Genomic DNA, 26,670 nt, shown 5'->3' with positions numbered 1-26,670 from the left:
CCGCACGGTCGAAATTTCACCCGATCCAGTGGGTCGACTCAGTCGCTGAGCGGGGCGCGGGTGATCGGGCAGGACATGCAGCGCGGTCCGCCGCGCCCGGAACCGAGTTCGGAACCGGAAATGCGCAGCACCTCGATTCCGGCCTCCTCGAGCCGCGCGTTGGTCTCCGCGTTGCGCTCGTAGGCCACCACGACGCCGGGGGAGACCGCCAGCGTGTTGTTGCCGTCCTCCCACTGCTCGCGCTCGGCGGTGACCGGGTCGAGCCCGGTGTCGATCACGCGCAGCCGCTCGATGCCCATCGCCGCCGCGGCGGTGTCCAGGAACGGCTCGGGACCGGAGACCTCCAGCCGCCCGTCGGCGGGGCGCAGCGAGTACGCCTGCAGCGAGTCGCGGATCGCCGGGTACATCACGACCTTGTCGGTGTCGACCATCGTGCACACGGTGTCCAGGTGCATGGAGGCGCGCTGCTGCTCGATCGGCACCGCCAGCACGGTGTGCGCCAGATCGTCGGCGAACATCGAGCGCGCCAGCGACTCCGCGCCCGCCGGGGTGGTCCGCTCGCCGACGCCGACGGCGACCACCCCGGGGGCCAGCAGCAGCACGTCGCCGCCCTCGACGGGTGCGGAATGCGCGCCGTAGGCGCGCGCGGCGTGCCGGAACCTCGGGTGGTACGCGTAGATCAGGTCGGTGAGCGCGGCCTCGCGCCTGCGCGCGGGCATGGCCAGCGCCGCGATCGCGACCCGGTCCGCGATCCACGCCGAGGAGTCCCGGGTGAAGAGCAGGTTCGGCAGCGGCTCGATGCCGAAGTCGTGCGGGTGGTGCATCCGCCGCACCAGCGAGGCGCCCTCGGACGCGGGCAGCTCCTCGAACGTCATGCCCGCGATGAGGATCTCGGCCAGCTCCGCGTCATCGGCCCGGGCCAAGTGCGAGCGCAGCGTGTCGGCGATGCCGATGCCGAGCTTGCGCTCATCGACGCCGGTGTGCACCGCCGCCGCCCGCGCTCGCGGGTCCGCGAGGGCCTCGACGAGCAGGTCGCGCAGCAGCAGCACCTCCACGCCGCGGCCGCGCAGGACCTCGGCGAAGGCGTCGTGCTCCTCCTGCGCGCGGTCCACCCAGGGGATCCCGTCGAAGAGCAGCTGGTCGTTGTTGCGCGGGGTCAGGCGCTTGAGCTCGGTACCGGGCCGGTGCAGCACCACCGACTGCAACGGCCCGACCTCGCTCTCCACATGCGGTCGAGTCACATTCGGCAGCCTAGCGCCGGACGCACCGAACCGTCGTCGGTTGCACCGCATTTCGCGCGATCATTAACCGGAAGGTCGCCTGAAACAGCGATCCGTTGCGTCCTGCTGCGCGGACCGAAGGCGCGCGGCTACGGCAGCCAGGACACCTGCCCCCGCAGGCTCGCGTAGCCGATGAAGGCGACGATGTCGATCAGCGCGTGACCGACGATCAGCGGCCAGAGCCGGTTGGTGCGCTGCCAGATCCGGCCGTAGACCAGCCCCATGATCAGGTTTCCCACGAAACCGCCGAAGCCCTGGTAGAGGTGGTAGCTGCCGCGCAGGATCGCCGCCACGAGCAGGGAGCGGTTCTCGCCCCAGCCCAGCTGTCGCAGCCGGGTCAGGAAGTAGGCGACCACCAGCACTTCCTCGGCGAAGGAGTTGCCGAAGGCCGACAGGGCCAGCACCGGGGCGCGCCACCACGCGTCCCCGAGGGTGGAGGGCGCCACGGTCAGGCTCAGTCCCATCGCGTGCGCCGCCAGGTACAGCCCGAGCCCCGGGATCCCGATCAGCGCGGCCAGCCCGGCTCCCGCGAGCGCGTCCTTGCCGGGGCGCGACCGGTCCAGGCCGATCCGCCACAGCGCCATCCCGCCGCGCCACAGCAGGTACAGCCCGAGCCCGCCCCAGGCCACCAGCCGCAGCGCCCCGGCCAGCTGGGCGAGCATGTCCAGCAGGCCCAGGTCGGCCTGCGGTGCGTTGATCGCGACCTGCTGCTCGGACAGCGGTGCCGGTCGCAGCAGCGAGTCCAGCAGCGACAGCAGGCTCTGCAACCCGGCCAGGCCGAGGGTCACGGTGAACACCAGGACCAGCTCGATCACGATGGCCCGGCGCTCGGCCGGATCGGTGATCGCAGCGGGTCGGCCGGGGTGGGTCGGGCTCAGCCAGGCGCGCAAGGTGCTCACCCCGCGCACGGTACCGGCACCGCCATGCCACACTGCCGCACGCGGAGTGCCGCTTCCGCGCACCGCACCGCTGGTGCGATCGGCGCAGAAGCGGAATCCGGTTGTCCGCTAGGGAAATCCGGTCATCCGTTGAGAACGGCAAGAGCTTGCATCGGAACCACTTGGCGCGGTGGTCACGTCTGATCGATGGAGCCGAGTCCGGAGGTGGACGTGGACGTATTCCTGTGGGGCACCCCCGCGGCCCGACCGGCTTCGGCGAAGCTGCCCGCGATCGCCGCGCGGGCGCTCGGCGGGGTGCGGGCCTTCGACTCGTTCAACAGCGCGGGCGAGGACAGCGACTTCTTCGCCATCCGCGACGGCGTCCTGATCGAGCTGCGCCACTGCGAGCCGGGCGGACTGCAGGTCCACTTCGCCGACGGCACCAGCGAGGGCCGGGCCTGGACCGTGGCGCACGCCTTCCTCTGGCTGGTGACCCGCAACCCGGAGATCTCCGAAGCGGTGCTGCAGGGCTGCGGATCGGAGCGCCTGCGCTTCCGCGACGGGCGGATCACCCGAGTGGCCACCTGGTTCTCGGACGAGGTCACCTGATCCCCGCGTCGCCCAGGGGCGACAGTTTTGCCTAAAACTGTCCGGACATCTCGGACGCCAGAACCTCACAGTTTTAGGCAAAACTGTCACCGGCGTTAGGGCTCGCCGCGTCGCTGCTCGGCCAGGAACGGGCATCCCACGAGCCTGCGGAGCTCCCGGCCCAGGTGTTCGGTGGTGTCGGTGGGCTGCGAGAAGCCGAGCCGGACGTCGTGGTCGCCGTCGGCGGACTCCACGCGCAGCCGCAGGCCGTAGCGGTCCAGGCCGAGCGGGCGGATGTGCCCGCCGCGCAGGTTCTCCGGGAGGTGGCGGGCCAGCAGCCCCACCACGTCGCGGTGCGAACCCTCCAGATGCCGCAGCCAGGCGTCCTCGTAGGTGCAGAACGGGTCCGGGTTGGCCGACCGGAAGTCCGGCGCCTCGATCGAGGAGGTGCCCTCGGCGTCGGCCAGCACCATCGACGCGGACTCCAGCCGCAGGACCTTCGCGGTATGCCCCGCGTCGAGCAGTCGCGGGTCCGGGCGGTCGTCGACCACCGAGAGGGCCTCGTGGTGCGCCTCGTCCGGGTCGAGCAGGCGCAGCCAGCCGGTGAGCCACAGCAGGCCGCGGACGGGTTCGCGGAGGCGGACCGGTGTGGGGTCGGCGAGCTCCAGCACGGCGGCGACCTCGCCGCGCGGCGCGTGCCAGGCCGCGCCGATCATCGGGTGGTCGTCCGGCAGCAGGATCGTGGCGGTGCCGTCCGGGTGCACGTGGTGCAGGTGCGGGGTTACCCGCTCCGCGGACGCGCCGGATTGCAGCAGGGCGGCCTTGCCGCCGCGCTTGGCGATGCTTCTGGCGCGTTCCGCGGCACTGGGCCTGGCCGGCCTGCGGGTCTTCGTCTCGCCCACCGCTCACCTCCTGCTTAGGTAAGCCTAACTTAACATCGAATACTGCGGGTGTCCAAACCCGCGTCCGGTGCGCGCCCTCCCTTATTACCAGGGGTGCGGCTACCGCGGGGCGGCCAAACGGGCCGACTCTTCCCGGCGCGTCGGCGTGCCGATGCGTACCGTCCCCTGAGGGGGTGGCTATGGCCGATTGCGCTGGGTGCATGATGACGGCCGAATTCGATTGAGGAGGCGTGCATGACCCGCCCGGGCGTCCGTTTATCGGGCATCTTTGTTCACTCGGCGCGACTGCAATAGCGTGTCTTCCGTGTCAAGCGCTGTAGAGCTTCGCGCGCCCGGTCCGCGCGGCATCCCACCACTGTTCGCCCGTCTTGTTGACGACGCTGCGTTGTTCCCACCGGGGACTCCCAGAGAGGTGGGCGTCGCGGTGGAGCAGGCCGTCGTCGAGCACCTCGACGCGCGCGCCGGCGGCTACGCCGGTCTGCTCGGCCCGATGCTGTGCAAGGCGTCCCGGCTCGCCGAGCTGATCACCGAGCTGGCCAAGGCCCGTCCCGCCAACCCGGTACCGCTGTCGCTGGTGTGCGACACCGGCCTCGGCGGGTTGCCCAAGTCCCTGTCGATCATCGAGGGGCGCCAGGAACTGCTGGCCCTGCGGATGGTCGAGATGCCCTGCCCGCCGGACGTCGACGACGTCTGGCTGGAGCGGGTCTCGGAGTTCGTGCCGGAGGACATCATCCGGGTCGTCGAGCCCCGCCGGGGGAGCGAGGGCTGGCTGGAGGCCGTCCGCCGCGTCGCCGAGCACGGTTGCTGGCCGAAGCTGCGCACCGGTGGCCAGACCGCGGGCGCGATCCCGTCGATCGAGGAGGTCAGCGACTTCCTGACGATGGCGGGCTCGCTGGAGGTGCCGTTCAAGTCGACCACCGGCATGCACACCGCCGTGCGGGCGACCGATCCGGACACCGGATTCACCCATCACGGTTTCCTCAACCTGCTCGTCGCGACCGCGCGCTCGCTTTCCGGCAAGGATGTGCGGGCGGCGTTGGAAAGCACCGACGGCGCCGCGCTGGCCGAGGAGGCACGCGCGCTGTCCGACGACGCGGCCAACGCGGTGCGGGACGTGTTCTCCTCGTACGGTGCCTGCTCGCTGAAGGATCCCGTCGCCGAGCTGGAAGGATTGGGCTTGCTGTGACCTGGATCGCCGACGCCGAGTTCGCGCCGGATCGCCCGTTCGGCCCGCAGACCCTGCCGTACGGGGTGCTGACCACCGGGAACGGCCCGGTGGTCGCCGTCCGGGTCGGGCGGCACGCGCTGCCGCTGCGCGATGTGGCCGACCAGCTGGGGCCGCGCGTGGCCGAGCTGGTCGTCGGCGATTCCCTGGACCCGCTGCTGGCCGCGGGCCGGGAGGCCTGGCGGGAACTGCGGGAGCGGCTGCAGGCCATCGTCACGGCCGACTCGGCGCCGCGCGGGGCGAACCTGGTGCGCACCGACTGGCACACGCTGGCGATGCCGTTCACCGTCGGCGACTTCGTCGACTTCTTCGCCTCCCGGCACCACGCGGAGAACGCCGGGCGGATCATGAGCCGCGGTTCCTCGCCGCTGCCGGAGAACTTCGAGTACCTGCCGCTGGGCTACCACGGCAGGTCCGGCACGATCTGCGTCTCCGGCACCGATGTCCACCGGCCCACCGGCCAGCGCAAGACCGCGGGCGACGTGCAGCCCGCGTTCGGCCCGACCCGCAGGCTGGACTTCGAGGCCGAGGTCGGGTTCGTCTGCGGTGGCGAACCCGCCGCGCAGCTGGCCACCGGCGATTTCGCCGATCACGTCTTCGGCGCCGTGCTGATCAACGACTGGTCGGCGCGGGACATCCAGTCCTGGGAGTCCAAGCCGCTGGGGCCGCTGCTGGCCAAGTCCTTCGCGACCTCGATGTCCGGCTGGATCACCCCGCTGGAGGCCCTGGAGCACGCCCGCATCCCGGTGCCGCCACCCGCGCACCCGCTGCAGACCTACCTGGTCGAGGACGAGCCGTGGGGCCTGGACCTGACGCTCGGCGTGCGGTGCAACGAGACACCGCTGGCGCAACCGCGCTTCGAGCACATGGCCTGGTCGGCGGCGCAGCAGCTGGCGCACCTGACCGTCAACGGCGCGCCGGTGCGTCCGGGCGACCTGTTCGCCTCCGGCACGGTCTCCGGGCCCGAGCGGGAGCAGCGGGGCTGCCTGCTGGAGCTGACCTGGGGCGGCTCCGACCCGATCACGCTGTCCGACGGCGAGCAGCGGACCTTCCTCCAGGACGGCGACCGGGTGACACTGTCGGGGAGCGCACCCGGGCCGGACGGTTCGGTGGTCGGCCTGGGCGAGGTGACCGGAACGGTGCTCGCGGCTGTTCGGAGGTGACGCGGTGGCTCGACCCGACCCGGTCCAGGCCGTACCCGGGGAGCCGGCCAGGGAAAGCTCGCTGACCCTGGAGCGCGGGCTGAGCCTGCTGCAGGCGGTGGCCGATGCCGAGAGCGAGGCGCCCACGATCAGCGACCTCGCGAACCGCATCGGGGTGAGCCGCGCGGCGGTGTACCGGCTGCTCGGGCCGCTGCAGACGCGAGGTCTGGTGCGCCGGGAGGGGTCCCGGGTCCGTCTCGGGCTGGGCGTGCTGTGGCTGGCCGGGCGGGTGCAGCCCCAGCTGCGCGCCGCCGCCTCGCCCGCGCTGCGCGGACTGGCCGAGCGGGTCGGCGCCACGGTGCACCTCACGGTCGCCGACGGGACCGAGGCGCAGGCCGTGGCCGTGGTGGAACCGACGTGGACCAGCTATCACCTCTCCTACCGGGTGGGCACCCGGCACCCGGTCCAGCGCGGCGCCGCCGGTCGCGCGGTGGACCTGCCGCCCGGTGGTCCCGGCTGGGTGGTCAGCACCGGCGATCTCCAGCCGGGCGCCTTCGGGGTGGCCGCGCCGGTGCGGGCGGTCGCGGGTCTGCGCGCCTCGGTCGGTGTGGTGGCGCTGCAGCCGTTCGACGTGGACGAGGTCGGACCGCTGGTCGTGGAGACGGCCGAGGCGGTCGCCGCAGCGCTCAGCTGAGCACTTCTCCGGCGTGCCGGGCCCGCTTCGCGGGGCGGGACGGGTGCGCGGGGCGGAAGGTCGTTTTCGGCCTGTTGCGGCACCTGTTCGTCGGTGTAATGTCGCCGGATCGTTTGATCTGCCCCGGTCCGTGCTCGCTCTGGGTGCTTCAGGACCTTGGTCCTGCTCAGCTCGGGACACTCGGCCGTGGGAATCGGGCATCCCGCCTCTGCGCTTCGCGGTGTGCGGGCGGCAGGCTGGGGTCGTGGATCTGCTCGACATCGCTCGCTGGCAGTTCGGGATCACGACCGTCTACCACTTCCTGATGGTGCCGCTGACCATCGGACTGGCGATCCTGGTCGCCGGAATGCAGACGGCCTGGTACCGCACCGGCAACCGCCGCTACCTGAAGATGACCAAGTTCTGGGGCAAGTTGATGCTGATCAACTTCGCCATGGGCGTGGTCACCGGCATCGTGCAGGAGTTCCAGTTCGGCATGGCCTGGAGCGCCTACTCGCGGTTCGTCGGCGATGTCTTCGGGGCGCCGCTGGCCATGGAGGGACTGCTGGCGTTCTTCGTCGAGTCGACCTTCCTCGGCCTGTGGATCTTCGGCTGGGACCGGCTGTCCAAGGGCGTGCACCTGGCGTGCGCCTGGGCGTTCTCGCTGGCCACCGTGCTGTCGGCCTACTTCATCCTGGCCGCCAACTCCTGGATGCAGCACCCGGTGGGCATCCGGATGGTCGAGGGCAAGCCGGAGCTGATCTCGATCTGGGCGGTGCTGACCAACTCGACCGTGCTCGCGGCCTTCCCGCACACCGTCTTCGGCTGCTTCGCCGTCGCCGGCGGGTTCCTGATCGGCATCGCCGCCTGGCAGATCGCGCGGCAGCGCAAGCGGGCCGACAGCACCGGCGAGGAGATCGACGAGGAGGATCGGCGCACCTGGCACGGTTCGATGCGCCTCGGCGCCTGGGTCGCGGTGGTCGCCTTCGCCGGGCTGGCCATCTCCGGCGACGTGCAGGGCAAGCTCATGTTCGATCAGCAGCCGATGAAGATGGCCTCCGCCGAGGCGTTGTGCCACAGCGAGCAGCCCGCCAGCTTCTCCATCTTCGCCGTCGGTGACGTCAGCCGCCCCAACTGCGAGGACGTCAAGAGCCTGACCGTGCCGTTCATCCTGTCCTACCTGGCCGAGGGCGATTTCACCAGCAAGGTCGACGGGGTGCAGGAGCTGACGCCGGAGTACCAGGCCGCCTACGGCACGCACTACCCGGACGATCCGCGACTGGGCCAGTACGCGGGCCAGCCCATCAACTACCAGCCGTTGCTGCCCGTGACCTACTGGGGATTCCGGCTCATGATCGGCTTCGGGGCTCTCGCCGCGCTCGGCGGAGTGGTGGTGCTCTGGCTGACCCGCAAGCAGCGCTTCCCGAAGGGCAAGTTCTGGGCGCCGCTGGCGCTGCTGGGCATCGGCGCGCCGTTCCTCGGCAACATCTCCGGCTGGGTGTTCACCGAGATGGGCCGCCAGCCGTTCGTGGTCGCGCCGAACCCGAATCCCTCCGGGGTGGACGGCGTCTACATGTACACCGCCGCGGCCGTCTCCTCCGGGGTGAGCCCCGGCGAGATGCTGACCTCGGTGATCAGCCTGACCGCGCTCTACGGGGTGCTGCTGATCGTGGAGGTCTTCCTGATGATCCGCTTCGCCCGCGGCGGTTTCGAGGCCGTGATGCCACCGGAGAAGTCCGGGGACGACGCCGATTCCGACGACGCCCTGTCCTTCGCGTACTGAGAGGCACGAGATGGATCTGCCCACCTTCTGGTTCCTCGTGATCGCCCTGCTGTGGCTGGGCTACCTGTTCCTCGAGGGCTTCGACTTCGGCGTCGGAATGCTGCTGCCCGTCCTCGGGCGGGACAACACCGAACGCCGGGTCCTGATCAACACCATCGGCCCGGTCTGGGACGGCAACGAGGTGTGGGTGATCGTGGCCGCGGGTGCCACCTTCGCCGCCTTCCCTGGCTGGTACGCCTCGCTGTTCTCCACCGCCTACCTGCCGCTGCTGGTGCTGCTGCTGGCCCTGATCGGGCGCGGCGTCGCCTTCGAGTACCGCGGCAAGGTCGACACCGACCGCTGGCGCCGCACCTGGGACACCGTGATCGTGCTGGCGTCCTGGATCTCGCCGGCCGTGGTGGGACTGGTGCTGTCGGCCAACGTCTTCGGCCTGCCGCTGGACGCCAACGGCGACCGCGTCGGCGGCTGGTGGACGATCTTCACCGTGCCCAGCGTCGTCGGCGCGCTCGCCGTGGTCGGCTTCTCGATGCTGCACGGCGCGGTGTTCTTGGCGCTCAAGACCGAGGGCGAGATGCGGCTGCGCGCCCGCAGGTTCGCGCTGCGCGCCGGGCTGCCGCTGCTCCTGCCGGTGGTCGCGCTGGTGCTGATCGCCCAGTTCCGCGGCGGGGCGTCCTGGACCTGGATCCCGCTCGGCATCGCGGTGCTCGCCGGGCTGCTCGGGCTGGCCAGGGTGGCCGCCGATCGGGAGGGGCAGGCGTTCTTCCTGCAGGGCCTGGCGCTGACCGGGGTGGTGGTGACGCTGTTCGGCACGCTGTGGCCCAACGTCATCCCGTCCACCCTGGACCCGGCGTTCTCGCTGTCCATCGCGGACACCGCGGCCAGCCACTACCCGCTGGTGGTGATGACCTGGGTGGCCGCCTTCGGCACCCCGGCGGTGCTGGTCTACCAGGGCTGGACCTACTGGGTGTTCAGCAAGCGCATCGGGACCAAGCACATCCCGCCGGTGCACGCGCCGTGAACGGCCCGCTGGGCGCGCTGCCGCGCTTGTCCGCGGCGGCCCGGCGCGCGCTGCTCGTGGGCGGGCTGCTGGCCGCGGGCAACGCGGTCGCGCTGATCGCGCAGGCCTGGGCGCTGGGCAGTGCGCTGGCCGATGTGGTCGTGCGGGACGTGCCGGTCGCGGGCATCACCGATCGGCTGGTGGTGCTGGCCATCGCCGTGGTGGCACGTTCGGCGCTGGGCTGGGCCACCGAGGCGGTCTCCGCGAGGGCCGCGGCCGGGGCCAAGGAGGAGCTGCGCGGGCTGCTGCTCGACTCCGCGTTGCGGCGCGGCCCGGAATGGATCTCCCGGCTGGGCCGGGCGGAGCTGACCTCGCTGTCCACCAAGGGCCTCGACGCGCTCGACGCCTACTTCACCAAGTACCTGCCCGCACTGGTCACCGCCGCCGTGGTGCCCGCGATGGTGGGCGCCTGGATCCTGTTCTCGGACTGGGTCTCGGCACTGGTCGTGGTGCTGACCGTGCCGCTGATCCCGCTGTTCGCCTGGCTGGTCGGCAAGTTCACCGAGCAGCGCACCGCCCGGGCCACCGACGCCCAGCACCGCCTGTCGGCGCGGCTGCTGGAACTCGTCCGCGCCCTGCCGGTGCTGACCGCGTTCGGGCGCGCGCGGGCGCAGCGGGCGGTCGTGCGCGAGGTCAGCGAACAGCACCGGCGCGGCACGGTCGCGACGCTGCGCATCGCGTTCCTGTCCGCACTGGTGCTGGAGCTGCTGGCCTCGCTGTCGGTGGCGATGGTGGCCGTCGGCATCGGGCTGCGGCTGGTCTCCGGCGACCTCGACCTGTCCGTCGGGCTGCTGGTGCTGATCCTGGCCCCGGAGTGCTACCTGCCGCTGCGCGCGGTCGGTGCCGCGCACCACGCCAGCGAGGACGGCGTGGAAGCGGTCCGCCGCGTCGATCGGGCGCTGCAGGACGCGGACGAACCGGGCTTCGCGGTGACCTCCTCGGAAGAACCGGGGCTGCGGGTGAGCGGGCTGCGCGTGCGGCGCCGGGACGGATTCGCGCCGGACGGGCTGAGCTTCACCGCGCTGCCCGGGCGGGTGCTGCGGCTGGCGGGCTTCGACGGCATCGGTCCCAGCGGCAGCGGGAAGTCCAGCACGTTCTCGGTGCTGCTGGGCTTCACGGCGCCGGAATCGGGCACCATCGCCTTCGGCGGCGAGGTGCCGGACGTGCGGGAATGGCGCAGGCACCTGGCCTGGGTTCCGCAGCGGCCCGGCTTCACCGGCGGCACGGTCGCCGATGAGCTCGCCGTCGCCACCGCCGACCAGCCGGACCTGTCCGCGCACTTCGACGACGCGCTCGCCGAAGCCGCCGCCGAACACCTCCGGGATCGCCGCATCGACGAGCTGTCCGCCGGGGAGCGGCAGCGCGTCGCCGTGGCGCGGGCCTTCCTGCGGCTGCGCGGCACCGCCTCGATCCTGCTGCTCGACGAGCCCACCGCCCACCTCGACCCGTCCACCGCGGCGCGGGTCGAGGCCGCCGTGGAGCGCGCCGCTGATGCGGGCGCGATCGTGGTCCTCGCCGGGCACCGCTTCGCCGAGGAACCGCCGTCGAGCGCTCCGGAAGCCCCGGGCACCGACGCGGTCGATACCGGAACCACCGCGCGCCGCGGCCGGTTGCGCGACCTCGTCGACTGGCGGGTGCTGACCGGGACCGGAATCGGGGCGCTGTCGCTGCTTTCCGGTCTGGCGCTGACCGCCACGTCCGCGTGGCTGATCGCGCGGGCCTCCCAGCAACCGCCGATCCTGACCCTGTCGGTGGCCGTGGTCGGGGTGCGCACCTTCGCGCTCTCCCGCGCCGTGCTGCGCTACCTGGAACGCCTGGTCACCCACGACGCCGCGTTCCGGCTGGCCGGGCAACTGCGGGAACGGCTGTGGGCGGCGCTGGTTCGCCTCGGCCCGGTGCGCACCGCCGGGCTGCGCCGCGGCGAGGGCGTCGCCCGGCTGGTCGATGACGTCGACGCGGTCCGCGACCTGGTCCCGCGGGTGCTGCTGCCGCCGCTGATCGCGGGTGTCGTGCTGACCTCGGCCGTGATCCTGCAGGTGCTGGTCCTCCCGGAAGCCGGACTGGTGCTGGCCGGGACGGTGCTGATCGCCGTCGTGGCCGCGCCGCTGGCGGCCGTCGTCGCCGAACGCCGCGCCACCGCCGCCGTCGCCGATGGCCGCCGCGAGGTCGCCTCCCGGGTGCTCGCGCTCTTCGACGGCGCCGCCGAGCTGCTCGCCTTCGGCGCGCACTCGCGGCACCGCGCCGAGCTGGCCGACGCCGACGCACGACTGGCCCGGCGAGCCCGCCGCGCCGCCTTCGGCACCGGCGCCGCCACGGCGGTGCACACGCTGCTGATCGGCCTGGCCGTGCTCGGCGGCACGTACTTCGCCGCGATCGCCGTGGACCAGGGCCGCCTGGCCCCCGAACTCGCCCCGTTGCTCGCGCTGGTCCCGCTGGCGGCGGCCGAAGCGGTCGCGCTGCTACCGCCCGCCGCGCAGCAGTGGCGATCGCTGCGCGCCGCGCACGCGCGCCTGGTCCCGCTGCTGGCCGAGGCCGGGGAGCCGGAGGAGCGCGGCGGAACCGACGGCGAGATCGAGCTCACCGGTGTCGACGTCGCCTGGCCCGGTGCCGCGCCGGTGCTGCGGGAGGTGGACCTGCACGTGCCCGCCGGGGCGCACGTGGCCGTCGTCGGCCCGTCCGGTGCGGGCAAGTCCACGCTGCTCGCCCTGCTGCTCGGGTTCCTGCCCGCCGAGCGCGGCCGCGCCCGCACGCCCGCGCGGGTGGCCTGGTGCCCGCAGGACCCGCAGCTGGTCACCACCACGATCCGGGAGAACCTCAAGCTCGCGGCGCCGCGCGCCACCGACGACGAGCTCAGCGGGGCACTGGCCACCGCGGGGCTGCCCGGATGGGAGCTGGGAACCCTGGTCGGCAGCGGCGGGACGGAGCTCTCCGGCGGCGAAGCCCAGCGGCTGGCCCTCGCGCGGGCCCTGCTCGCCGACGCCGACGTGGTGCTGCTGGACGAGCCCACCGCCCACCTCGACGAGCCCACCGCCGAAGCGCTGCTGCAGCGGCTGCGCACCGAGTTGGCAGGCCGGACGGTCGTGCACGTCACGCACCGCCGCGGCGAGGCCGACGAGGCCGACCTGGTGCTGCACGCGACGGGCGGCGGCCTCCGAGCGCTGCGCGGTGTGTCGTGAACCGCACCGGCCGGACCCGGCGTGACCAGGCCGGGATGTATAGCCTCGAGGGGGACATGGATGCCACTCTCGCCAGTCGGATGCTCGCCGCGTCCACCGAGATCACCAAGGCCGCGCTGTCCTCGGAGGACCCGGAGGACGTGCTGCCGCTGGTCGTCCGCCGCGCCGCGGAGCTCGCCGAGGCGGATCTGGGCGTGGTCACTGTGCGCGCCGACGACGGCCGGCTGACGGTCGAAGCCGCCTACGGCGCGCCCACGGCCACCGGACCGCTCGCCGATCCCGTCGGCACGGTGCTCTCCTCGCGATCGGCGGCCGCGCGCGTGGCGCGCAGCGGCGTCCCGGTGGTGGTCGACGACCTCATCGACGATCCGCTCACCGCTCCCTACGTGCCCGCTTCGCTGCGCGTCTACGGGCCGTTCGCGGTCGCGCCGTTCGGCACCAACGAGCGCCGCCTCGGCGCGCTGGCGGTCTACCGGCGGCGCGGCGCGAACAGCTTCAACCGGGTCGCGGTGGACGTGCTGACCTCGTTCGCCGCGCAGGCGGGTCTCGCCCTGGTGCTCGCCGAGGGGTCCACCGCCCGCCAGCGCATCGCGGTCTACCAGGAGCGCGAGCGCATCGCCCGGGACCTGCACGACGTGATCGTGCAGCGCCTCTACGCCGCGGGGGTCCAGCTCGACGTGCTGCAGCGCCGCGTCTCCGGCGGGCTGGAGAGCGCCGACGCGGAGCGGCTGACCGAAACCGTCGAGCAGATCGATCAGGCCATCGCGGAGGTCCGGGCCACCGCCCGCACGTTGCGCGCACCGGATCCGGACACCTCGGAGCAGGCGCCGGCGCTGGACGATTCGATGCGCTCCGAGGTGCAGATCGCGGGCGAACTGCTGGGCCGCCCGCCGAAGCTCGAGATCGACGGCGACCTCTCGGACGTCCCCGTCCAGGTGGCCGACCACGCTCGCGCCGCGCTGCGGGAGGCGTTGTCCAACATCGTCCGGCACTCCGGCGCGCGCACCGTGCTGGTCCGCGTCCGCCGCTCGTCGTCGGGCCTGCGCCTGCAGGTCGTCGACGACGGTTGCGGGATCCCCCGCGACGTCAGCAAACGGGGTCTGCGCAACCTGGAGGAACGAGCGGTCGCCGCGGGCGGGCGCTGCGCCGTAGCCAGCTCCCCGGACAGCGGAACCACGGTCACCTGGGAAGTCCCCCTACCGACCTGAGCCGACCCCGGTCCGCGCAGCAGCGGTGACAGTTTTGCCTAAAACTGTCAGGCCTCGGCGCCCGAAATGTCCGTACAGTTTTAGGCAAAACTGTCGTCAGGGGTTCTCCTGGCGGCGGGCTACCCAGGCGGCCGCTTGGGTGCGGCGTTCCATGCCCAGCTTGGCCAGGACCGAGGTGACGTAGTTCTTCACCGTCTTCTCGGCGAGGAAGAGGCGCTCGGCGATCTGGCGGTTGGTCAGGCCCTCGCCGATCAGGTCCAGCACCCGGCGCTCGCGCTCGGTCAGCGCAGCGAGCTCGTCCGGCTCCGGGTTGCTCGACTGGCGCAGCCTGGCCAGCACCCGGCCGGTGGTGACCGGGTCCAGCAGCGACCGCCCGTCCGCGACCTCGCGAACGGCGTTGACCAGATCCTGACCGCGCACCTGCTTGAGCAGGTAGCCCGAGGCGCCGGCGTTGATCGCGCCCACCAGCGCCTGCTCGTCGTCGAAGGCGGTCAGCACCAGGCAGTACGGCGGGTTCGGCAGCCCCCGCAGCTGGGAGCACAGCTGCAGGCCGTCGCCGTCCGGCAGCCGCATGTCGATGACCGCCACGTCGAACTCGGCGGCCCGGGCGCGCGTCAGCGCCTCGCCGACGCCGCCCGCCTCGGCCACGATCTCGACGTCGTCCTCGGTGTCCAGCAGGTCGCGCAGACCTCGCCGAACCACCTCGTGGTCATCGACCAAAAGCACCCGTACCGGCACGCACCCCACGCTAGTGAACGCTTCCGGCGGACCGGACGGCGAGGGTTACCTCTTCGCCTTCGCGGTCTTCTTGTCGGCCTTCTTCTTCGCCTTCTTGGCCTTGCTCTTGGCCTGGTAGCCGACCGAGGGCTTGCCGCCGGTGTCGACCGCGGCCAGCATCAGCCCGCCGAGCAGACCGGTGTTCTTCAGGAAGTGGATCTGCTGGGCGGCGCGCTCCTGCGGGTCCTCGATCTCCCAGTAGGAGTGCGCGGCGAGCGTCGTCGGCACGATGCTGCCGGCCAGCAGCAACGACGACAGGCGGGGGAACTTGCCCAGCGCCAGCAGCGCCCCGGCGCCGACCTTGACCGCACCGTCGATGCGCACCAGCGTCTCGGCGTCGGTGGGAACCTGGGCGGGCAGCGCCTCGACGGCGGGGCGCGCCTTGTCCAGCAGCGGCTCGGCGGCCTTCGCGTGGTTCTGCGAATCGCGCAGGGTATTGATCCCGCCGAAGATGAAGATCGCGGAAAGCATCGGTCGGGCCAAACGGCGAATCAGCATTCGCTCATACCTCCTCGGTGTCAGCCGGTGCGCCCGACGGTACTCACTGCGCGCGGTGCGCGCTTGATCATCGGAGATCGACTCGGGCGAACACCTCGTCCCACGCGGCGGCCACCTGGTGCGCGCACAGCTCCGGTGCGGCACCGCCGATCCCGGTGCCCAGCCCGGGCATCGCGATCGAGCGGACCACCTGGTGCACGGGTGCGCCGTTGTCCAGCATCGCGCTGGCCCACAGCCGGAACACGGCCCGCGCGGCGAGGTAGGGGTGCACGGTGTCGGCGGGAAGCGCGTCGCCCGGCTCGCGCATGGTCGGCGCGCTGATCAGCCAGATGGGGCTGGGCGCTCCGGTGGGCACCAGCAGCGCTTCGCCGACGGGAAGCTCGCCGCCGTGGTAGGCCAGCACGGCGCTGCGCACCTGTTCTTCGACCTCGGGGAAGGCGCGGGCGTACATCGCGTCGATGCCACCGCGCATCCAGCCGTAGGAGTTGGCCGGGCTGACCACCGCATCCACCTGCGTGTCCAGCACCGATCCCTGGTGCACGGAAAGCCCGGGCCGGCCGTCTGCGATCCCGTGCCAGGCTGCGGCCAGCGGCCCGTCCAACGCGCAGAGGACGAGCTGCAGCTCCGGCTCCGCTCCTTCCGCCGATGAGCGCTCCGAATCTGCGGTCACGTCACACAGCATCGCAGGAATGCGCCGCGTAGTGGCATCGGGTACGTCACATCCGCCACGACGTGCCGTTCGAGCGGCGGGCGGCTCCCGGCTCCGGTCACGCAGCGTTGGTGCGGGCCATGACCGGCGAGGTGGCGCGCGGCCGTAATCTGGTCGCGTGCCAGAAATCGCCTACCTGGGGCCGCCGGGCACGTTCACCGAGCAAGCGACCCGGCTGCTGACCGCGGAATTCGAATCCGATCTCGTCCCCTACGAGACCGTGTCGACGGCGCTGGCCGCGGTGCGCTCCGACGAGGTGCTGGCCGCCGGGGTACCGGTGGAGAACTCCGTGGAGGGTTCGGTTCCCGCCACCCTGGACGCGCTGACGGCGGACGAGCCGCTGGTGGCGGTCGCCGAGACGGTCGTTCCGGTGCAGTTCGACGTGCTGGCCCGGCCCGGCACGACGCTGTCCGGCGCGGAGACCGTGGCCAGCCATCCGCACGCGCTCGCGCAGGTGCGGGACTGGCTGGGCGAGAACCTGCCGAAGGCCGAGCAGCACGCGGTCGCCTCCACGGCCGCCGCCGCAGCAGCCGTGGCCCGGGGCGAGTTCGACGCGGCGGTCTCGGCGGAGGTCGCGCTCGAGCACTACCCGTCGCTTACCCGGCTGGCGGCCGGGCTCGCCGACGTCCGGGACGCGGTGACCCGCTTCCTGCTGGTGCGCCGGCCGGGGACGCTGCCCGAGCCCACCGGAGCGGACCGCACCTCGATCTGCGCTGTGATCAGCGACGAGGTCGGTACCCTCGCCGATATGCTGGCCGAGCTGTCGTTGCGCGGGATCAACCTGAGCCGCATCGAATCCCGGCCGGTCAAGGACCGCTTCGGGCACTACCGGTTCTTCCTGGACTTCGACGGCCACGTGGCCGACACGCGGATCGGCGAGGCGCTGGCCGCGCTCAAGCGCCGCTGCTCCACGGTCCGGTTCCTGGGTTCGTACCCGAAGGCGGACCGCAAGCCGGGCTACATCCGCTCGGCCGCCTCTGAACAGGCCTTCGAGAAGTCGGCGAGATGGCTGGAAGCAGTACGGGAAGGACGTCTGGCGTGATCGACGGATTGCAACTCACCGCTCCGGCGGGATTACGGCTCATCCTGGCCCGCCACGGCCAGACCCCGTCAAACGTGGCGCAGATCATCGACACCCTGCCGCCGGGGCCGGGGCTCACCGAGCTCGGCCGCACCCAGGCGAGCGGGCTCGCCGAACGGCTGGCCGAGGAGAAGGTCGTCGCGGTGCACGCCAGCCGCGCGCTGCGCGCGCAGGAGACCGCGGCGCCGCTGGCCGACCTGCACGGCGTGGACGTGCAGGTCGTCGAGGGAACCCACGAGATCTACGTGGGCGACCTGGAGGCCCAGGGCGGGCCGGAGGCGCTCGGCGTCTTCGACGCCATCTACGAGCGCTGGCACCTGGGTGAGCACGATCTCGCCATGCCCGGCGGGGAGACGGCCCGCGAGGCGACGGCCCGGTTCCTCGACGGAGCCCGCAATGCGATCGAGGGCGTCGACACGGGCACGGTCGTGATGGTCAGCCACGGCGCGATGCTGCGGATCGCCGCTCGCACCCTGGTCGACACGGTCCCGGGCGAGGAGGCCAACGCCAAGCACCTGCCGAACACCGGCCTGATCGTCCTCGAATCCACGCCCGACACCAGAACGGGCTGGACCTGCCACACCTGGGACGGCATCACCCCCTAGACCTCCACCACCCGAATTCCCTGGAAATCGGGGTACGGAATTCCCTGGAATTCGGGGTCGCGTTTTCGAGGGTTTTCGGTGGGTTGGCCCCGATTGGGGATGGGTTCTCGGCGTGTCCCGGTTGCGTTCCGGCGGGGTGGGGAGCGGTCAGCTCCAGCCGAGTTGGTGGAGGCGGTCGTCGTCGATGCCGAAGTGGTGGGCTATCTCGTGCACCACGGTGATCGCGACCTCGTCGATCACGTCCTGCTCGGTCTCGCACATCTGCAGCAGGGGCTCCCGGTAGATCGTGATGTGATCGGGCAGGACGCCGGTGTAGTCGTGGTCCCGCTCGGTGAGCGCGATGCCCTCGTAGAGCCCGAGCAGTTCCGGTTCCTCCGGGTGGTGGTCCTCGACCAGCACCACGACGTTGTTCATCGCGCGGGCGAACTCCTGCGGCAGCAGGTCCAGGGCATCGGAGACCAGCTCCTCGAACCGCGCCCGGGTCATCTCCACCGGCATCAGCGCGGCCTGGTCGCCGGCGCGCCCGGCTGGGTCGGGGTGGTGCGCTCGCCCGCGGGCTGCTTGCCGATCTTGACCTGGTTCTTCACGCTGCCGGTGACCGGCGCCAGCCCGCTGCCGTCCGGCAACGGCACGCCGAGCTTGCAGTTGACCAGGCGGGAGCCGACGTTCCAGCTCTCCTCCGGCATGGTGTCCCAGAAGACGATCAGCCCCTTGTCCTCGGCGACCTCGGGCCCGCCCGCGTAACCGGCGGTGAGCTCCTCGCACTTGGTGGCGAGGAAGGTGTCCTGGTCGTCCTCGGACGGGTAGCCCTCGGTGAACTCCTCGGACAGGTTGACCACCGCGCTGATCTCCACCGCGTGCTGCTGCGAGCAGGCCACCGGGTCCCAGACCTGCGAGCCGCTGATGCCCAGGCAACGACCGGCCGGGTAGACGTTCGACTGGTCCATCTCGCCGGCCGCGCCCTCGACCGGGTAGAGCTTGCCGGACGGTCCGGGCTGCTGCAGCCCGCAGTGCAGCGTGCGGTCGCCGTCCTCCCAGTTCTCCTTGCTCGGCGTGAACGCGCCGATGCTGAACCGGCCGTTCGGGTCGAACTCGCCCTGCAGGTACTGGTCGGTGACCTCGATGCAGCGCTCCTCCTTGAGCCGCTGCCAGTGCTCGGCGCTCGGATAGGGCGCCTGCGGCGGGAACTCGGCCTTGAGATCGAACGGTCCGGTGACCTCGAAGAGGTGCGGCTCGGCGCAGGTGACCTTGCGGATGTCGGAGGCGTCCGACTCCGACCAGGTAAGGCATTCGCCGGCTTTCGCCTCGAACGCGACGTCCGGCGCGGGGGCCGAGCCGAACGTCCCGGATCCGCTGCCCGCGTTGTCCGAGTCGCTGGTCGGCCAGTTGAGCAGCAGGCTGGCCACCAGGATCGCCAGCGCGCCGACGGCGGCGGCGACCATCACGATGGTGGTGTTGCGCCGCTTGCGGCGGCTCGACCGGGTTGAGGAGGGCATCGAACACATCATGCCGAATCACCCGCCCGAGTGCGCGGCATCGCCTCGCTGTTTGGAACCGATTCGTTGCCAGATGCGTCACCTGTGCGAGTACTGTGGCGTGCGGGAGTAGTGGTGACGACGGAGAAGCCGGTGGCAGACAACGAGCCCGAGGGCGACAACAACGCCGAAGAGCCGAGGCAGCAGGTGCCCGAGTCCGACGAGGGCAAGGGCCGCATCCGCTACCAGGACCCGGACAGCACCACACCGCGCGAGCCCACGCTCGCCGAGCGGCGCGCCCGCAAGAGCGCCGAGCAGCGCAGGCTGGACGAGGAGCGGGCAGCGCAGGAGGCCGAGGCGGCCAAGACCGCCAAGCGCCGCAAGGCCCTCATCGGCGGCGGTGCCACGGTCGGCGTGGTCGCGCTGGTCGCCGCCATGTACAGCGCCTCCGAGGTCAGCGCGAGCGCGAACGCTCAGACGCAGTACTGCGCGGCCGTCGAGGAAGGCGCGCAGCAACCGGGCCCGCGCGCCGAGGACGAGAAGTGCGACCCCGAGTACGTGGAGAGCCAGGGCGGTTACGTCAGCGGCGGCATGATGTTCATGCCGCTGTTCATGGGCGGCCCGATGGTCCCGCAGTACCGCTACGCCTACACCCCTTCCGGGGCTTCGGCACCGCCGGTCGGCTCCACGGCCACCGGCTCGACCTTCAACAAGCCCTCCGGTTCGACGATCAAGAGCACCTCCGGTTCGACGATCCAGCGCGGTGGGTTCGGGATCTCCAGCAAGACCGGTGGCAGCGGGAGCTGACGAGTGGAGCGCAGGACCACGGCCCGACGGCCGGACTGGCAGGCCAAGACCGAAGAGCTGGGGCTGGTCTTCGGCACCCCGGCGCGCAACGCGGACGGCAGCGCACGGCCCTACTGGGACGAGGGCGTGCACTACGAGTTCGGCCTCGACGAGGTGCTCTCCCTGGAGGCCGACGTCGAGCTGCTGCAGTCGATGTGCCTGGAGGCCGTCGACCACGTGATCACCACCGAGCGGTACAAGGACTTCGGCCTCCCGGACTGGGTGGGCCCGCACATCGCCGAGTCCTGGAAGCGCGGCGATCCGCACCTCTACGGCCGCTTCGACCTGCGCTACGACGGTTCAGGACCGGCCAAGCTGCTGGAGTACAACGCCGACACGCCGACCTCGCTGCTGGAGGCCGCGGTCGTGCAGTGGCACTGGCTCACCGAGTGCCACGAGGGCGATGACCAGTGGAACTCCATCCACGACAAGCTCGTCGAGCGCTGGTCGGAGATCTCCGACCGGTTGGCCACCAACGAGGTGCACTTCAGCTGGTCCGGGCAGGAGACCACGGGCGAGGACCACATCACGGCCGCCTACCTGCAGGAGACGGCTGCCGAGGCGGGGATGGACACCGTCGGCCTGGCCATCGAGGAGATCGGCTGGGACGGCCTGCTCGAGCGGTTCGTGGATCTCGAAGAGGCGCCGATGAACTCGGTGGTCAAGATCTATCCCTGGGAGTGGATGGTCGACGACACCTTCGGCGAGCACGCGGTGCACTCGTTGCCGACCACGCAGTGGATCGAGCCGCTGTGGAAGATGCTGCTGTCCAACAAGGCGCTGCTGGCGATCCTGTGGGAGATGCATCCCGGCCACCCGAACCTGCTGCCCGCGTTCCTGGACCAGCCCGGACTGCTCACCGAGTACGTGCGCAAGCCGAAGCTGGGCAGGGAGGGCAACAACGTCAGCATCGTGGCCCCCGGCTGGGAGACCCACGTCGGCGGTGTCTACGGCGATGAGGGCTTCGTCTACCAGGCATTCGACCCGTTGCCCGAGTTCGACGGGATGCGCCCGGCATTGGGCGCGTGGGTGATCGGCGACGAGTCCGCGGGGCTCGGGATCCGCGAGACGGCCGGGCTGGTGACCGACAACGGGGCGGCCTTCGTGCCGCACCGGATCCGGGGATGAGCCGCGAGCGGTCGCTCGAAGCGCGTCCGTCCCGCCGCGAGCCTGCGCGCACCCCGCACGAAAATCGTTCGGCGGAGCGGCTAGGCTGACCAGCTGTGATCGACCTGAAGACGCTACGCGATGATCCGGAAGCGGTGCGCGCTTCGCAGCGCGCACGGGGTGAGGACGCGTCCGCAGTGGACGCGTTGCTGTCCGCCGACGAGCGTCGCAGGTCCGCGGTCAGTCGCGCGGACAACCTGCGCGCCGAGCAGAAGGCGCTCGGCAAGCAGGTCGGCAAGGCCCAGGGCGAGGAGCGCGACGCGCTGCTGGCCCAGGCCAAGGAACTGGCCGCGCAGGTCAAGCAGGCCGAGGCCGAGCAGAACGAGGCCGACGCCGAGCTGCAGCGGTTGCAGAAGACGCTGTCCAACATCGTCGAGCCGGGCGTGCCGGCGGGTGGCGAGGACGACTTCGCGGTGCTCAAGCACGTCGGTGTCCCGCCCGCGTTCGACTTCGAGGTGCAGGACCACCTCGACCTCGGCAACGCGCTCGGCGCCTTCGACATGGAGCGCGGCGCGAAGGTCTCCGGCGCCCGGTTCTACTTCCTCACCGGTGTCGGCGCGCAGCTGGAGCTCGCGCTGCTGAACATGGCCGCCGCGCAGGCCACCGCCGCGGGCTTCACGCTGGTCGTCCCGCCCGTGCTGGTGCGTCCGGAGATCATGGACGGCACCGGTTTCCTCGGCGCGCACTCCAGCGAGATCTACCACCTGGAGGAGGACGACGCCTACCTGGTCGGCACCTCCGAGGTTCCGCTGGCCGGGTACCACTCGGGCGAGATCCTGGACTTCGGCGAGGCCCCGGCTCGCTACGCGGGCTGGTCCACCTGCTTCCGCCGGGAGGCCGGGTCCTACGGCAAGGACACCCGGGGCATCATCCGCGTGCACCAGTTCAACAAGCTGGAGATGTTCGTCTACTGCCGCGAGGAGGACGCGCGCGACGAGCACCAGCGGCTGCTGGACTGGGAGGAGGAGATGCTGGCCAAGATCGAGGTGCCCTACCGGGTGATCGACACGGCGGCGGGCGACCTCGGCTCCAGCGCGGCCCGCAAGTTCGACTGCGAGGCCTGGGTGCCCAGCCAGCAGGCCTACCGCGAGCTGACCTCGACCTCGAACTGCACCACCTTCCAGGCCCGGCGGTTGAACACGCGCTACCGCGACGAGGACGGCAAGACCCGCTTCGCCGCGACGCTCAACGGCACGCTGGCCACCACGCGCTGGATCGTGGCGATCCTGGAGAACCACCAGCAGGCCGACGGTTCCGTCCGCGTCCCGGAGGCGCTGCGCCCGTTCCTGGGCGGCCGGGAGCTGCTCGAGCCGCTCAAGTCCAAGAAGTGAGCCGATCCGCCCGCGCCCGGTGCGCGGGCGGTCAGGCCGTGGCCAGCTCGGTGATCTCGGCGGTCAGCGACCGGCTCTTGTTGGTGCGCACCAGCGCGGCGGCCAGCCGGGACAGCTCGTGGCCCTCGACGAACTCGGCCAGCCGGTGCGGATCGGTGGGCAGTCCGAGCTTTTCCGCACCGGAGAGCGCCCGGTCGTCGAAGTAGGGCCGCAGCTCCGGCCAGACCAGCTGCACCTCGCGGCAGAACACGTTCGCGCCCACCGGGCCGAGCCGGGGCAGCTCGGTCAGCAGGCGGTGCAGCTCCTCGACGTCGCCGTCCGCCTTGGCCCGCATCCGCCGCAGGTCACCACGGTAGTCGTCGAGCAGCATCTCGGCGCCGCGGCCGAGCGCGGTGGCGGTGCTCTCGTCGTAGCGGGTGTAGTGCGCGCGATCCAGCGCGTCCACGCGCTGCTGCCAGGTCGCCTCGAACATCCGCTCCGGGGTGCCGAACTCGGACAGCTCGCGCGCGGCCGACATCGCCAGCTCAGCCTTGATCCTGGTGGAGAGCAGCACCGACAGCATCAGCAGCCGGTACAGCGGCCGGGGCTTGTTCAGCAGGCTGATGCCCGCTTCGGCGGCGAACGTGGTCCCCGCTTCGTCCAGCAGGCATCGAACCCTGGTTTCCATCGACATGCTCGCCACCTCCACGCCGCGACGGCCTCTGCGGACGGGACTACCCGCGGCGCGAGCCGGCAACACATGCCCGCCGTCCGGCGGGCCCGGCTCGCGCTTGGTCGCCGCTCGAGCGGCGGATCCCGGAGCCCGGCGGCGTCCGAGGATCCGCTGCCCGCATCCTCAGAGCTCGGGGAGGATCTCGGTGGCGATCTCCTCGATGGTCGATTCCGAGCCCGCGTACGGGCTCTCGTTGCGCGGCCAGTGCGTGATGACGTCGGTGAAGCCGAGCTCGGTCGCGCGGCCGATCACGTCGCGGAAGCGTTCCACGCTGTCGAGCGTGAACTCCGGCGCCGCGTCGGCCTGCAGGTAGCGCGGCACGCGGAGCGGGTCGATCCCGTGCTCGTGGCAGATGTCGGTGAAGCGCAGCGACAGCTCGGCGACCCGCTGCCACCAGGCCTCCTCGGTGTCCCCGCCGCGGCCGGTGGTCACCCAGCCCTGGCCGTGCTGCGCGGCCAGGCGCATCGAGGCGGTGCCGTTCGCGGCGACCACGAACGGGATCCGCGGCAGCTGCACGCAGCCGGGCGCGCGCCGGGCCTGCACGGCCTTGAAGTGCTGGCCGTCGTAGTCGGTCACGTCGTGGGTGAGGATCCGGTCGAGCAGCTCCACGAACTCGCCGAACCGCTCCGAGCGCTGCTCGGCCGACAACTCGTCCTGGCCGAGGACCTGGGCGTCGAATCCCGTGCCGCCCGCGCCGACGCCGAGGGTGAGCCTGCCGTCGGAGATGTCGTCGAGCGCGGTGAGCTCGCGGGCGAACTGCACCGGGTGCCGGAAGTTCGGCGAAGCGACCAGGGTGCCCAGCCGGATCGTCGAGGTGACGGTGGCCGCCGCGGTCAGGGTGGGGACCGCGTCGAACCACGGTTTGTCCACCAGGGATTTCCAGCCGATGTGGTCATAGGTCCAGGCGTGGTCGAAGCCGTACTCCTCGGCCATCCGCCAGAGCGGCTCGGCGGCCCACCACCGGTGTTCGGGCAAAATCACGATCCCAACTCGCACGGCACCGACGGTACTGCCCCGACCGACCGCTCTTCGACCCGATCAGGTGAAGCCGTGCCGAGAGTCCTGTGACCAGCAGGAACGGCCCGCAGTTCAGGGTTGTGGGGCGCGCTGGAGGTCGGCGACGCGGGACCGGATCTCGCCGAGGTGCGCGTAGCCGTACCGGCCCGGGCAGACGGTCTTGCTCACGTCGCGGTGGGCGAAGATCGCGGGCAGCTCCACCGAGGTCCCCGCCGGGTACTTCGAGCTGCGCGCGCCTCCGGAGGTCAGGCGGACGCGGTCGTCGGCCCGGACGCCCGCGCCGGAGAGCTTCCACTCGGTGATGCGCGACACCGAGTCGAGGGTCTTGGGCGAGGGGTCGACCCGGTGGTAGTTGCCCATCATCGAGACGCCGAAGGTGTGCTCGTTGAAGCCTCCGGCGTGGCCGCCGACGACGTTGCCCGCCAGCCCGCCCGCGCGGCCCTGGTAGATCGTGCCGCACTTGTCCACCAGCGCGTGGTAGCCGATGTCGCCCCAGCCCAGCTCGACCGCGTGGTACTGGTAGATGCCGCGCACGATCGACGCGGAGTCGGCGCAGCTGTAGTCGTTGCTGCCCGCGGTGTGGTGCACCGCGGCCGCTTCGAGCCGGGTTCGCTCCGGACGCCAGATCATCTTGCTCTCGTCCGCGCCCCACTGCGCCCGCGTGATCACCGGCGGCGCGCCGGGCAGGGCGCCGGGGGAGGTCCGCGACGGCGCCGTCGCGGGCGGGTTGATCCCGACGAACTCCAGCTCTGCGGTGACGTTCCGGCGGTCCCGGAAGGCGCGCACCTCGGCGTCGTTGCCCGAACCGGTCCACAACGCCTCCGTGGCGCGGCTTTCCGGCAGCGTCTCCAGCGGTGTCCAAGCGCCCCACCCGCCGCCGGTGCGGGTCCGCACCTCGATGCGATCCGGATCGGCTCCGGACCAGGTGAGGCCGACCATCTTGAACGGGGTATCGGTGCGCACCCGGTGCGCTCCGCTGCGCGCGGCGGTGACCTCGCGCAGCGGGACGTGCACGGTCTCGGTCTTCGGGGCGGGTTCGGCGGTCGCGGTGGGGCTGGCCAGCGGCAGCAGCGCGGCGGTCAGCAGCGCGGACGTGCCCAGCCGGGCGGCGGTGCGAAAGGGCATCGAGGACCTCGCTTCGGGGGTCGGCACCGTGATCTGCGGCGATCTACCGAGAAGCGAGTATGCGGCCGTTCCGGTGATCTCGCCCGTTGCGGACGATCGAGGACGACCGTCCGCAATGGACCAGCACCGTCGCGCGGGTGGTCAGGTCCGCTCGCGCGTCCTCGGCGCCTTGGGGATCGGCGACGGCGTCACCGGCCGGAAGCGCACGTAGGCCACGGCGGCGCTGACCAGGAAGCCGATGCCGATGAGCGTGTAGGCGTTGCCCACGATCTGCTGGGAGAACGTCCAGTCCATCTCGCGATCGTTGGTGTAGGGCAGGTACCACTGCGGGCCGATCGCCACGGTCAGCGCGCACAGCACCGCCGCGAAGGTCATCCCGTACCAGCGGCGGCGCACCGACATCGCGAACACCAGCGCCAGCGCCGGTGCGACCCAGACCCAGTGGTGCGACCAGGAGATCGGGGAGGCCAGCAGCACCCACGCGGCGTTGATCACCAGCGCCAGCGGCACGTCCGCCGCGCGCAGCGCGTACCGGATGCCCAGCACCGCCAGCACCAGCAGCAGCGCGGACCCGGTGACCCACAGGACGTCCAGGGCGACCCCGCTCAGCTCCTGCTTGGCCAGCAGGCTGCGCAGGGTCAGGTTGCCCGCGTAGACGGTGCCGAAGCTCTCAGTGGTCGACCACATCTCGTCCAGCCACCACTCGGCCGCGTCCCGCGGCATGGCCAGCCAGCCGATCAGCACGGTCGCCGCGAAGGTGGCCGCGCTGACCGCCATCGCCCGGTGATCCCGGCGCAGCAGGAAGAGCAGCAGGAAGCCCAGCGGGGTGAGCTTGATCGCCGCGGCCAGGCCGACCAGCAGGCCGCGCGGCCAGCGGGTGCGCGGCAGCAGGCAGTCCGCGGCCACCAGCGCCATCAGCACGAGGTTGATCTGGCCGTAGTTCAGCGTCTCGCGCGCGGGCTCCAGCAGGGTCAGCCACGGCATCAGACCCGCGGTGGCCACCGCGACCAGCCCGGCCCGCGGCGCGAGGTGCGGCGAGGACTTCGCGAAGGCGTAGGCGGTGGTCAGGATCGCCAGGTGCGAGCACACCGCCACGGTGAACACGGCGGTGTCGACCGACATCCAGTTCAGCGGGGTGAACAAGATCGCCGCGAATGGCGGGTAGATGAACGGCAGCGTCGACGAATCCGGGGACTCAGGTGTCAGATCGCCATAGAGCTGATAACCGTTGAGCCACGCACGAGCGCCGAGGCGATAAATCTCGGTGTCCATGTAGCCGCGGGTGTCGATCCAGTGGACGAACCAGATCGCCAGAACCTCGATCACGATGAACGCGATCAGCAGGTGACGCCCATCACGAGTGCGTGCCACCGAAAACTCACCATCCCGCTGGTAGATGCGCCCGTGCGTCGCGA

At 71.6% G+C, this 26,670-nt stretch carries 25 protein-coding genes; 13 read left to right on the top strand and 12 right to left on the bottom strand.

Going from position 1 to position 26,670, the window contains the following annotated elements; all coding sequences use genetic code 11:
- Window positions 1-38 precede the first annotated feature (38 nt).
- Window positions 39-1,226 carry an arginine deiminase gene (locus ABD289_RS03490; RefSeq protein WP_344127119.1) on the bottom strand — a complete coding sequence of 396 codons (1,188 nt, stop codon included), beginning with the start codon at window positions 1,224-1,226 and terminating at the stop codon, window positions 39-41.
- 143 nt (window positions 1,227-1,369) lie between these two features.
- Entirely contained in the window at window positions 1,370-2,179 is an 810-nt protein-coding gene (locus ABD289_RS03485) for a CPBP family intramembrane glutamic endopeptidase (RefSeq protein ID WP_344126427.1), read from the bottom strand.
- A 186-nt stretch (window positions 2,180-2,365) separates the two neighbouring features.
- On the opposite strand from ABD289_RS03485, the gene ABD289_RS03480 reads away from it, so the two are divergent.
- On the top strand, window positions 2,366-2,767 hold the full coding sequence (locus ABD289_RS03480) for a hypothetical protein (RefSeq protein WP_344126425.1): 402 nt from the start codon (window positions 2,366-2,368) through the stop codon (window positions 2,765-2,767).
- A gap of 95 nt (window positions 2,768-2,862) precedes the next feature.
- Here ABD289_RS03480 and ABD289_RS03475 read toward each other — a convergent pair whose 3' ends face one another.
- Window positions 2,863-3,648: a DUF2470 domain-containing protein gene (locus ABD289_RS03475; RefSeq protein WP_344126423.1), complete on the bottom strand. Its 786-nt coding sequence runs from the start codon at window positions 3,646-3,648 to the stop codon at window positions 2,863-2,865.
- A gap of 304 nt (window positions 3,649-3,952) precedes the next feature.
- Here ABD289_RS03475 and ABD289_RS03470 point away from each other — a divergent pair, with 304 nt between their 5' ends.
- From ABD289_RS03470 to ABD289_RS03440, 7 genes are all read left to right on the top strand, one after another.
- Window positions 3,953-4,834: a hypothetical protein gene (locus tag ABD289_RS03470; RefSeq protein WP_344126421.1), complete on the top strand. Its 882-nt coding sequence runs from the start codon at window positions 3,953-3,955 to the stop codon at window positions 4,832-4,834.
- On the top strand, window positions 4,831-6,036 hold the full coding sequence (locus ABD289_RS03465) for a fumarylacetoacetate hydrolase family protein (RefSeq protein WP_344126419.1): 1,206 nt from the start codon (window positions 4,831-4,833) through the stop codon (window positions 6,034-6,036). The genes ABD289_RS03470 and ABD289_RS03465 overlap by 4 nt, the downstream gene beginning before the upstream one ends.
- Before the next feature lie 4 nt (window positions 6,037-6,040).
- Complete coding sequence (locus tag ABD289_RS03460; RefSeq protein WP_344126417.1) at window positions 6,041-6,709, top strand: IclR family transcriptional regulator; 669 nt, start codon at window positions 6,041-6,043, stop codon at window positions 6,707-6,709.
- Window positions 6,710-6,953: 244 nt separating this feature from the next.
- Window positions 6,954-8,471: a cytochrome ubiquinol oxidase subunit I gene (locus ABD289_RS03455; RefSeq protein ID WP_344126415.1), complete on the top strand. Its 1,518-nt coding sequence runs from the start codon at window positions 6,954-6,956 to the stop codon at window positions 8,469-8,471.
- Between the two features lie 10 nt (window positions 8,472-8,481).
- Window positions 8,482-9,489, top strand: coding sequence for a cytochrome d ubiquinol oxidase subunit II (cydB, locus tag ABD289_RS03450; protein ID WP_344126413.1), 1,008 nt, complete (start codon window positions 8,482-8,484; stop codon window positions 9,487-9,489).
- Window positions 9,486-12,704: a thiol reductant ABC exporter subunit CydD gene (gene cydD / locus ABD289_RS03445; RefSeq protein WP_344126410.1), complete on the top strand. Its 3,219-nt coding sequence runs from the start codon at window positions 9,486-9,488 to the stop codon at window positions 12,702-12,704. The genes cydB and cydD overlap by 4 nt, the downstream gene beginning before the upstream one ends.
- A 56-nt stretch (window positions 12,705-12,760) precedes the next feature.
- Window positions 12,761-13,912, top strand: coding sequence for a GAF domain-containing sensor histidine kinase (locus tag ABD289_RS03440; RefSeq protein ID WP_344126408.1), 1,152 nt, complete (start codon window positions 12,761-12,763; stop codon window positions 13,910-13,912).
- A 96-nt stretch (window positions 13,913-14,008) separates the two neighbouring features.
- On the opposite strand, the gene ABD289_RS03435 is transcribed toward ABD289_RS03440, so the two are convergent.
- The 3 genes from ABD289_RS03435 to ABD289_RS03425 form a co-directional block, all read right to left on the bottom strand.
- Entirely contained in the window at window positions 14,009-14,650 is a 642-nt protein-coding gene (locus ABD289_RS03435; protein WP_344126406.1) for a response regulator, read from the bottom strand.
- Between the two features lie 45 nt (window positions 14,651-14,695).
- The gene (locus tag ABD289_RS03430; RefSeq protein ID WP_344126404.1) at window positions 14,696-15,187 is read right to left on the bottom strand and encodes a DoxX family protein; all 492 of its coding nucleotides are present in this window, start codon (window positions 15,185-15,187) and stop codon (window positions 14,696-14,698) included.
- Between the two features lie 67 nt (window positions 15,188-15,254).
- On the bottom strand, window positions 15,255-15,869 hold the full coding sequence (locus ABD289_RS03425; protein ID WP_425564543.1) for a macro domain-containing protein: 615 nt from the start codon (window positions 15,867-15,869) through the stop codon (window positions 15,255-15,257).
- A gap of 145 nt (window positions 15,870-16,014) precedes the next feature.
- Here ABD289_RS03425 and pheA point away from each other — a divergent pair, with 145 nt between their 5' ends.
- Both pheA and ABD289_RS03415 read left to right on the top strand, forming a co-directional pair.
- A complete protein-coding gene (gene pheA / locus ABD289_RS03420; RefSeq protein ID WP_344126400.1) occupies window positions 16,015-16,938 on the top strand; it encodes a prephenate dehydratase in 924 nt (307 codons plus the stop codon).
- A complete protein-coding gene (locus tag ABD289_RS03415; RefSeq protein ID WP_344126398.1) occupies window positions 16,935-17,582 on the top strand; it encodes a histidine phosphatase family protein in 648 nt (215 codons plus the stop codon). The genes pheA and ABD289_RS03415 overlap by 4 nt, the downstream gene beginning before the upstream one ends.
- A gap of 147 nt (window positions 17,583-17,729) precedes the next feature.
- On the opposite strand, the gene ABD289_RS03410 is transcribed toward ABD289_RS03415, so the two are convergent.
- A complete protein-coding gene (locus tag ABD289_RS03410; RefSeq protein WP_344126396.1) occupies window positions 17,730-18,080 on the bottom strand; it encodes a metallopeptidase family protein in 351 nt (116 codons plus the stop codon).
- A complete protein-coding gene (locus ABD289_RS03405; protein WP_344126394.1) occupies window positions 18,080-19,078 on the bottom strand; it encodes a septum formation family protein in 999 nt (332 codons plus the stop codon). The genes ABD289_RS03410 and ABD289_RS03405 overlap by 1 nt, the downstream gene beginning before the upstream one ends.
- A 132-nt stretch (window positions 19,079-19,210) precedes the next feature.
- Here ABD289_RS03405 and ABD289_RS03400 point away from each other — a divergent pair, with 132 nt between their 5' ends.
- From ABD289_RS03400 to serS, 3 genes are all read left to right on the top strand, one after another.
- Complete coding sequence (locus tag ABD289_RS03400; RefSeq protein WP_344126392.1) at window positions 19,211-19,864, top strand: DUF1190 domain-containing protein; 654 nt, start codon at window positions 19,211-19,213, stop codon at window positions 19,862-19,864.
- Window positions 19,865-19,867: 3 nt separating this feature from the next.
- Complete coding sequence (locus ABD289_RS03395; protein WP_344126390.1) at window positions 19,868-21,031, top strand: glutathionylspermidine synthase family protein; 1,164 nt, start codon at window positions 19,868-19,870, stop codon at window positions 21,029-21,031.
- Window positions 21,032-21,126: 95 nt separating this feature from the next.
- Window positions 21,127-22,401: a serine--tRNA ligase gene (gene serS / locus ABD289_RS03390; RefSeq protein ID WP_344126387.1), complete on the top strand. Its 1,275-nt coding sequence runs from the start codon at window positions 21,127-21,129 to the stop codon at window positions 22,399-22,401.
- Between the two features lie 31 nt (window positions 22,402-22,432).
- Here the strand turns inward: serS and ABD289_RS03385 are convergent, their stop codons facing one another.
- The 4 genes from ABD289_RS03385 to ABD289_RS03370 form a co-directional block, all read right to left on the bottom strand.
- Window positions 22,433-23,074, bottom strand: coding sequence for an endonuclease (locus ABD289_RS03385; RefSeq protein ID WP_344126385.1), 642 nt, complete (start codon window positions 23,072-23,074; stop codon window positions 22,433-22,435).
- Between the two features lie 162 nt (window positions 23,075-23,236).
- The gene (locus ABD289_RS03380; protein ID WP_344126383.1) at window positions 23,237-24,109 is read right to left on the bottom strand and encodes an LLM class flavin-dependent oxidoreductase; all 873 of its coding nucleotides are present in this window, start codon (window positions 24,107-24,109) and stop codon (window positions 23,237-23,239) included.
- A gap of 93 nt (window positions 24,110-24,202) precedes the next feature.
- Window positions 24,203-25,255, bottom strand: a complete 1,053-nt coding sequence (locus tag ABD289_RS03375) for an N-acetylmuramoyl-L-alanine amidase (RefSeq protein ID WP_344126381.1) — start codon at window positions 25,253-25,255, stop codon at window positions 24,203-24,205.
- Window positions 25,256-25,396: 141 nt separating this feature from the next.
- Window positions 25,397-26,626: a glycosyltransferase 87 family protein gene (locus tag ABD289_RS03370; protein ID WP_344126379.1), complete on the bottom strand. Its 1,230-nt coding sequence runs from the start codon at window positions 26,624-26,626 to the stop codon at window positions 25,397-25,399.
- Between the last annotated feature and the right edge of the window lie 44 nt (window positions 26,627-26,670).

This window comes from Saccharopolyspora halophila (assembly GCF_039531955.1).
GTDB classification, from domain to species: Bacteria; Actinomycetota; Actinomycetes; order Mycobacteriales; family Pseudonocardiaceae; genus Saccharopolyspora; species Saccharopolyspora halophila.
The sequence above is the reverse complement of the archived record's forward strand: the minus strand, read 5'-3'. Positions and strand labels throughout refer to the sequence as shown.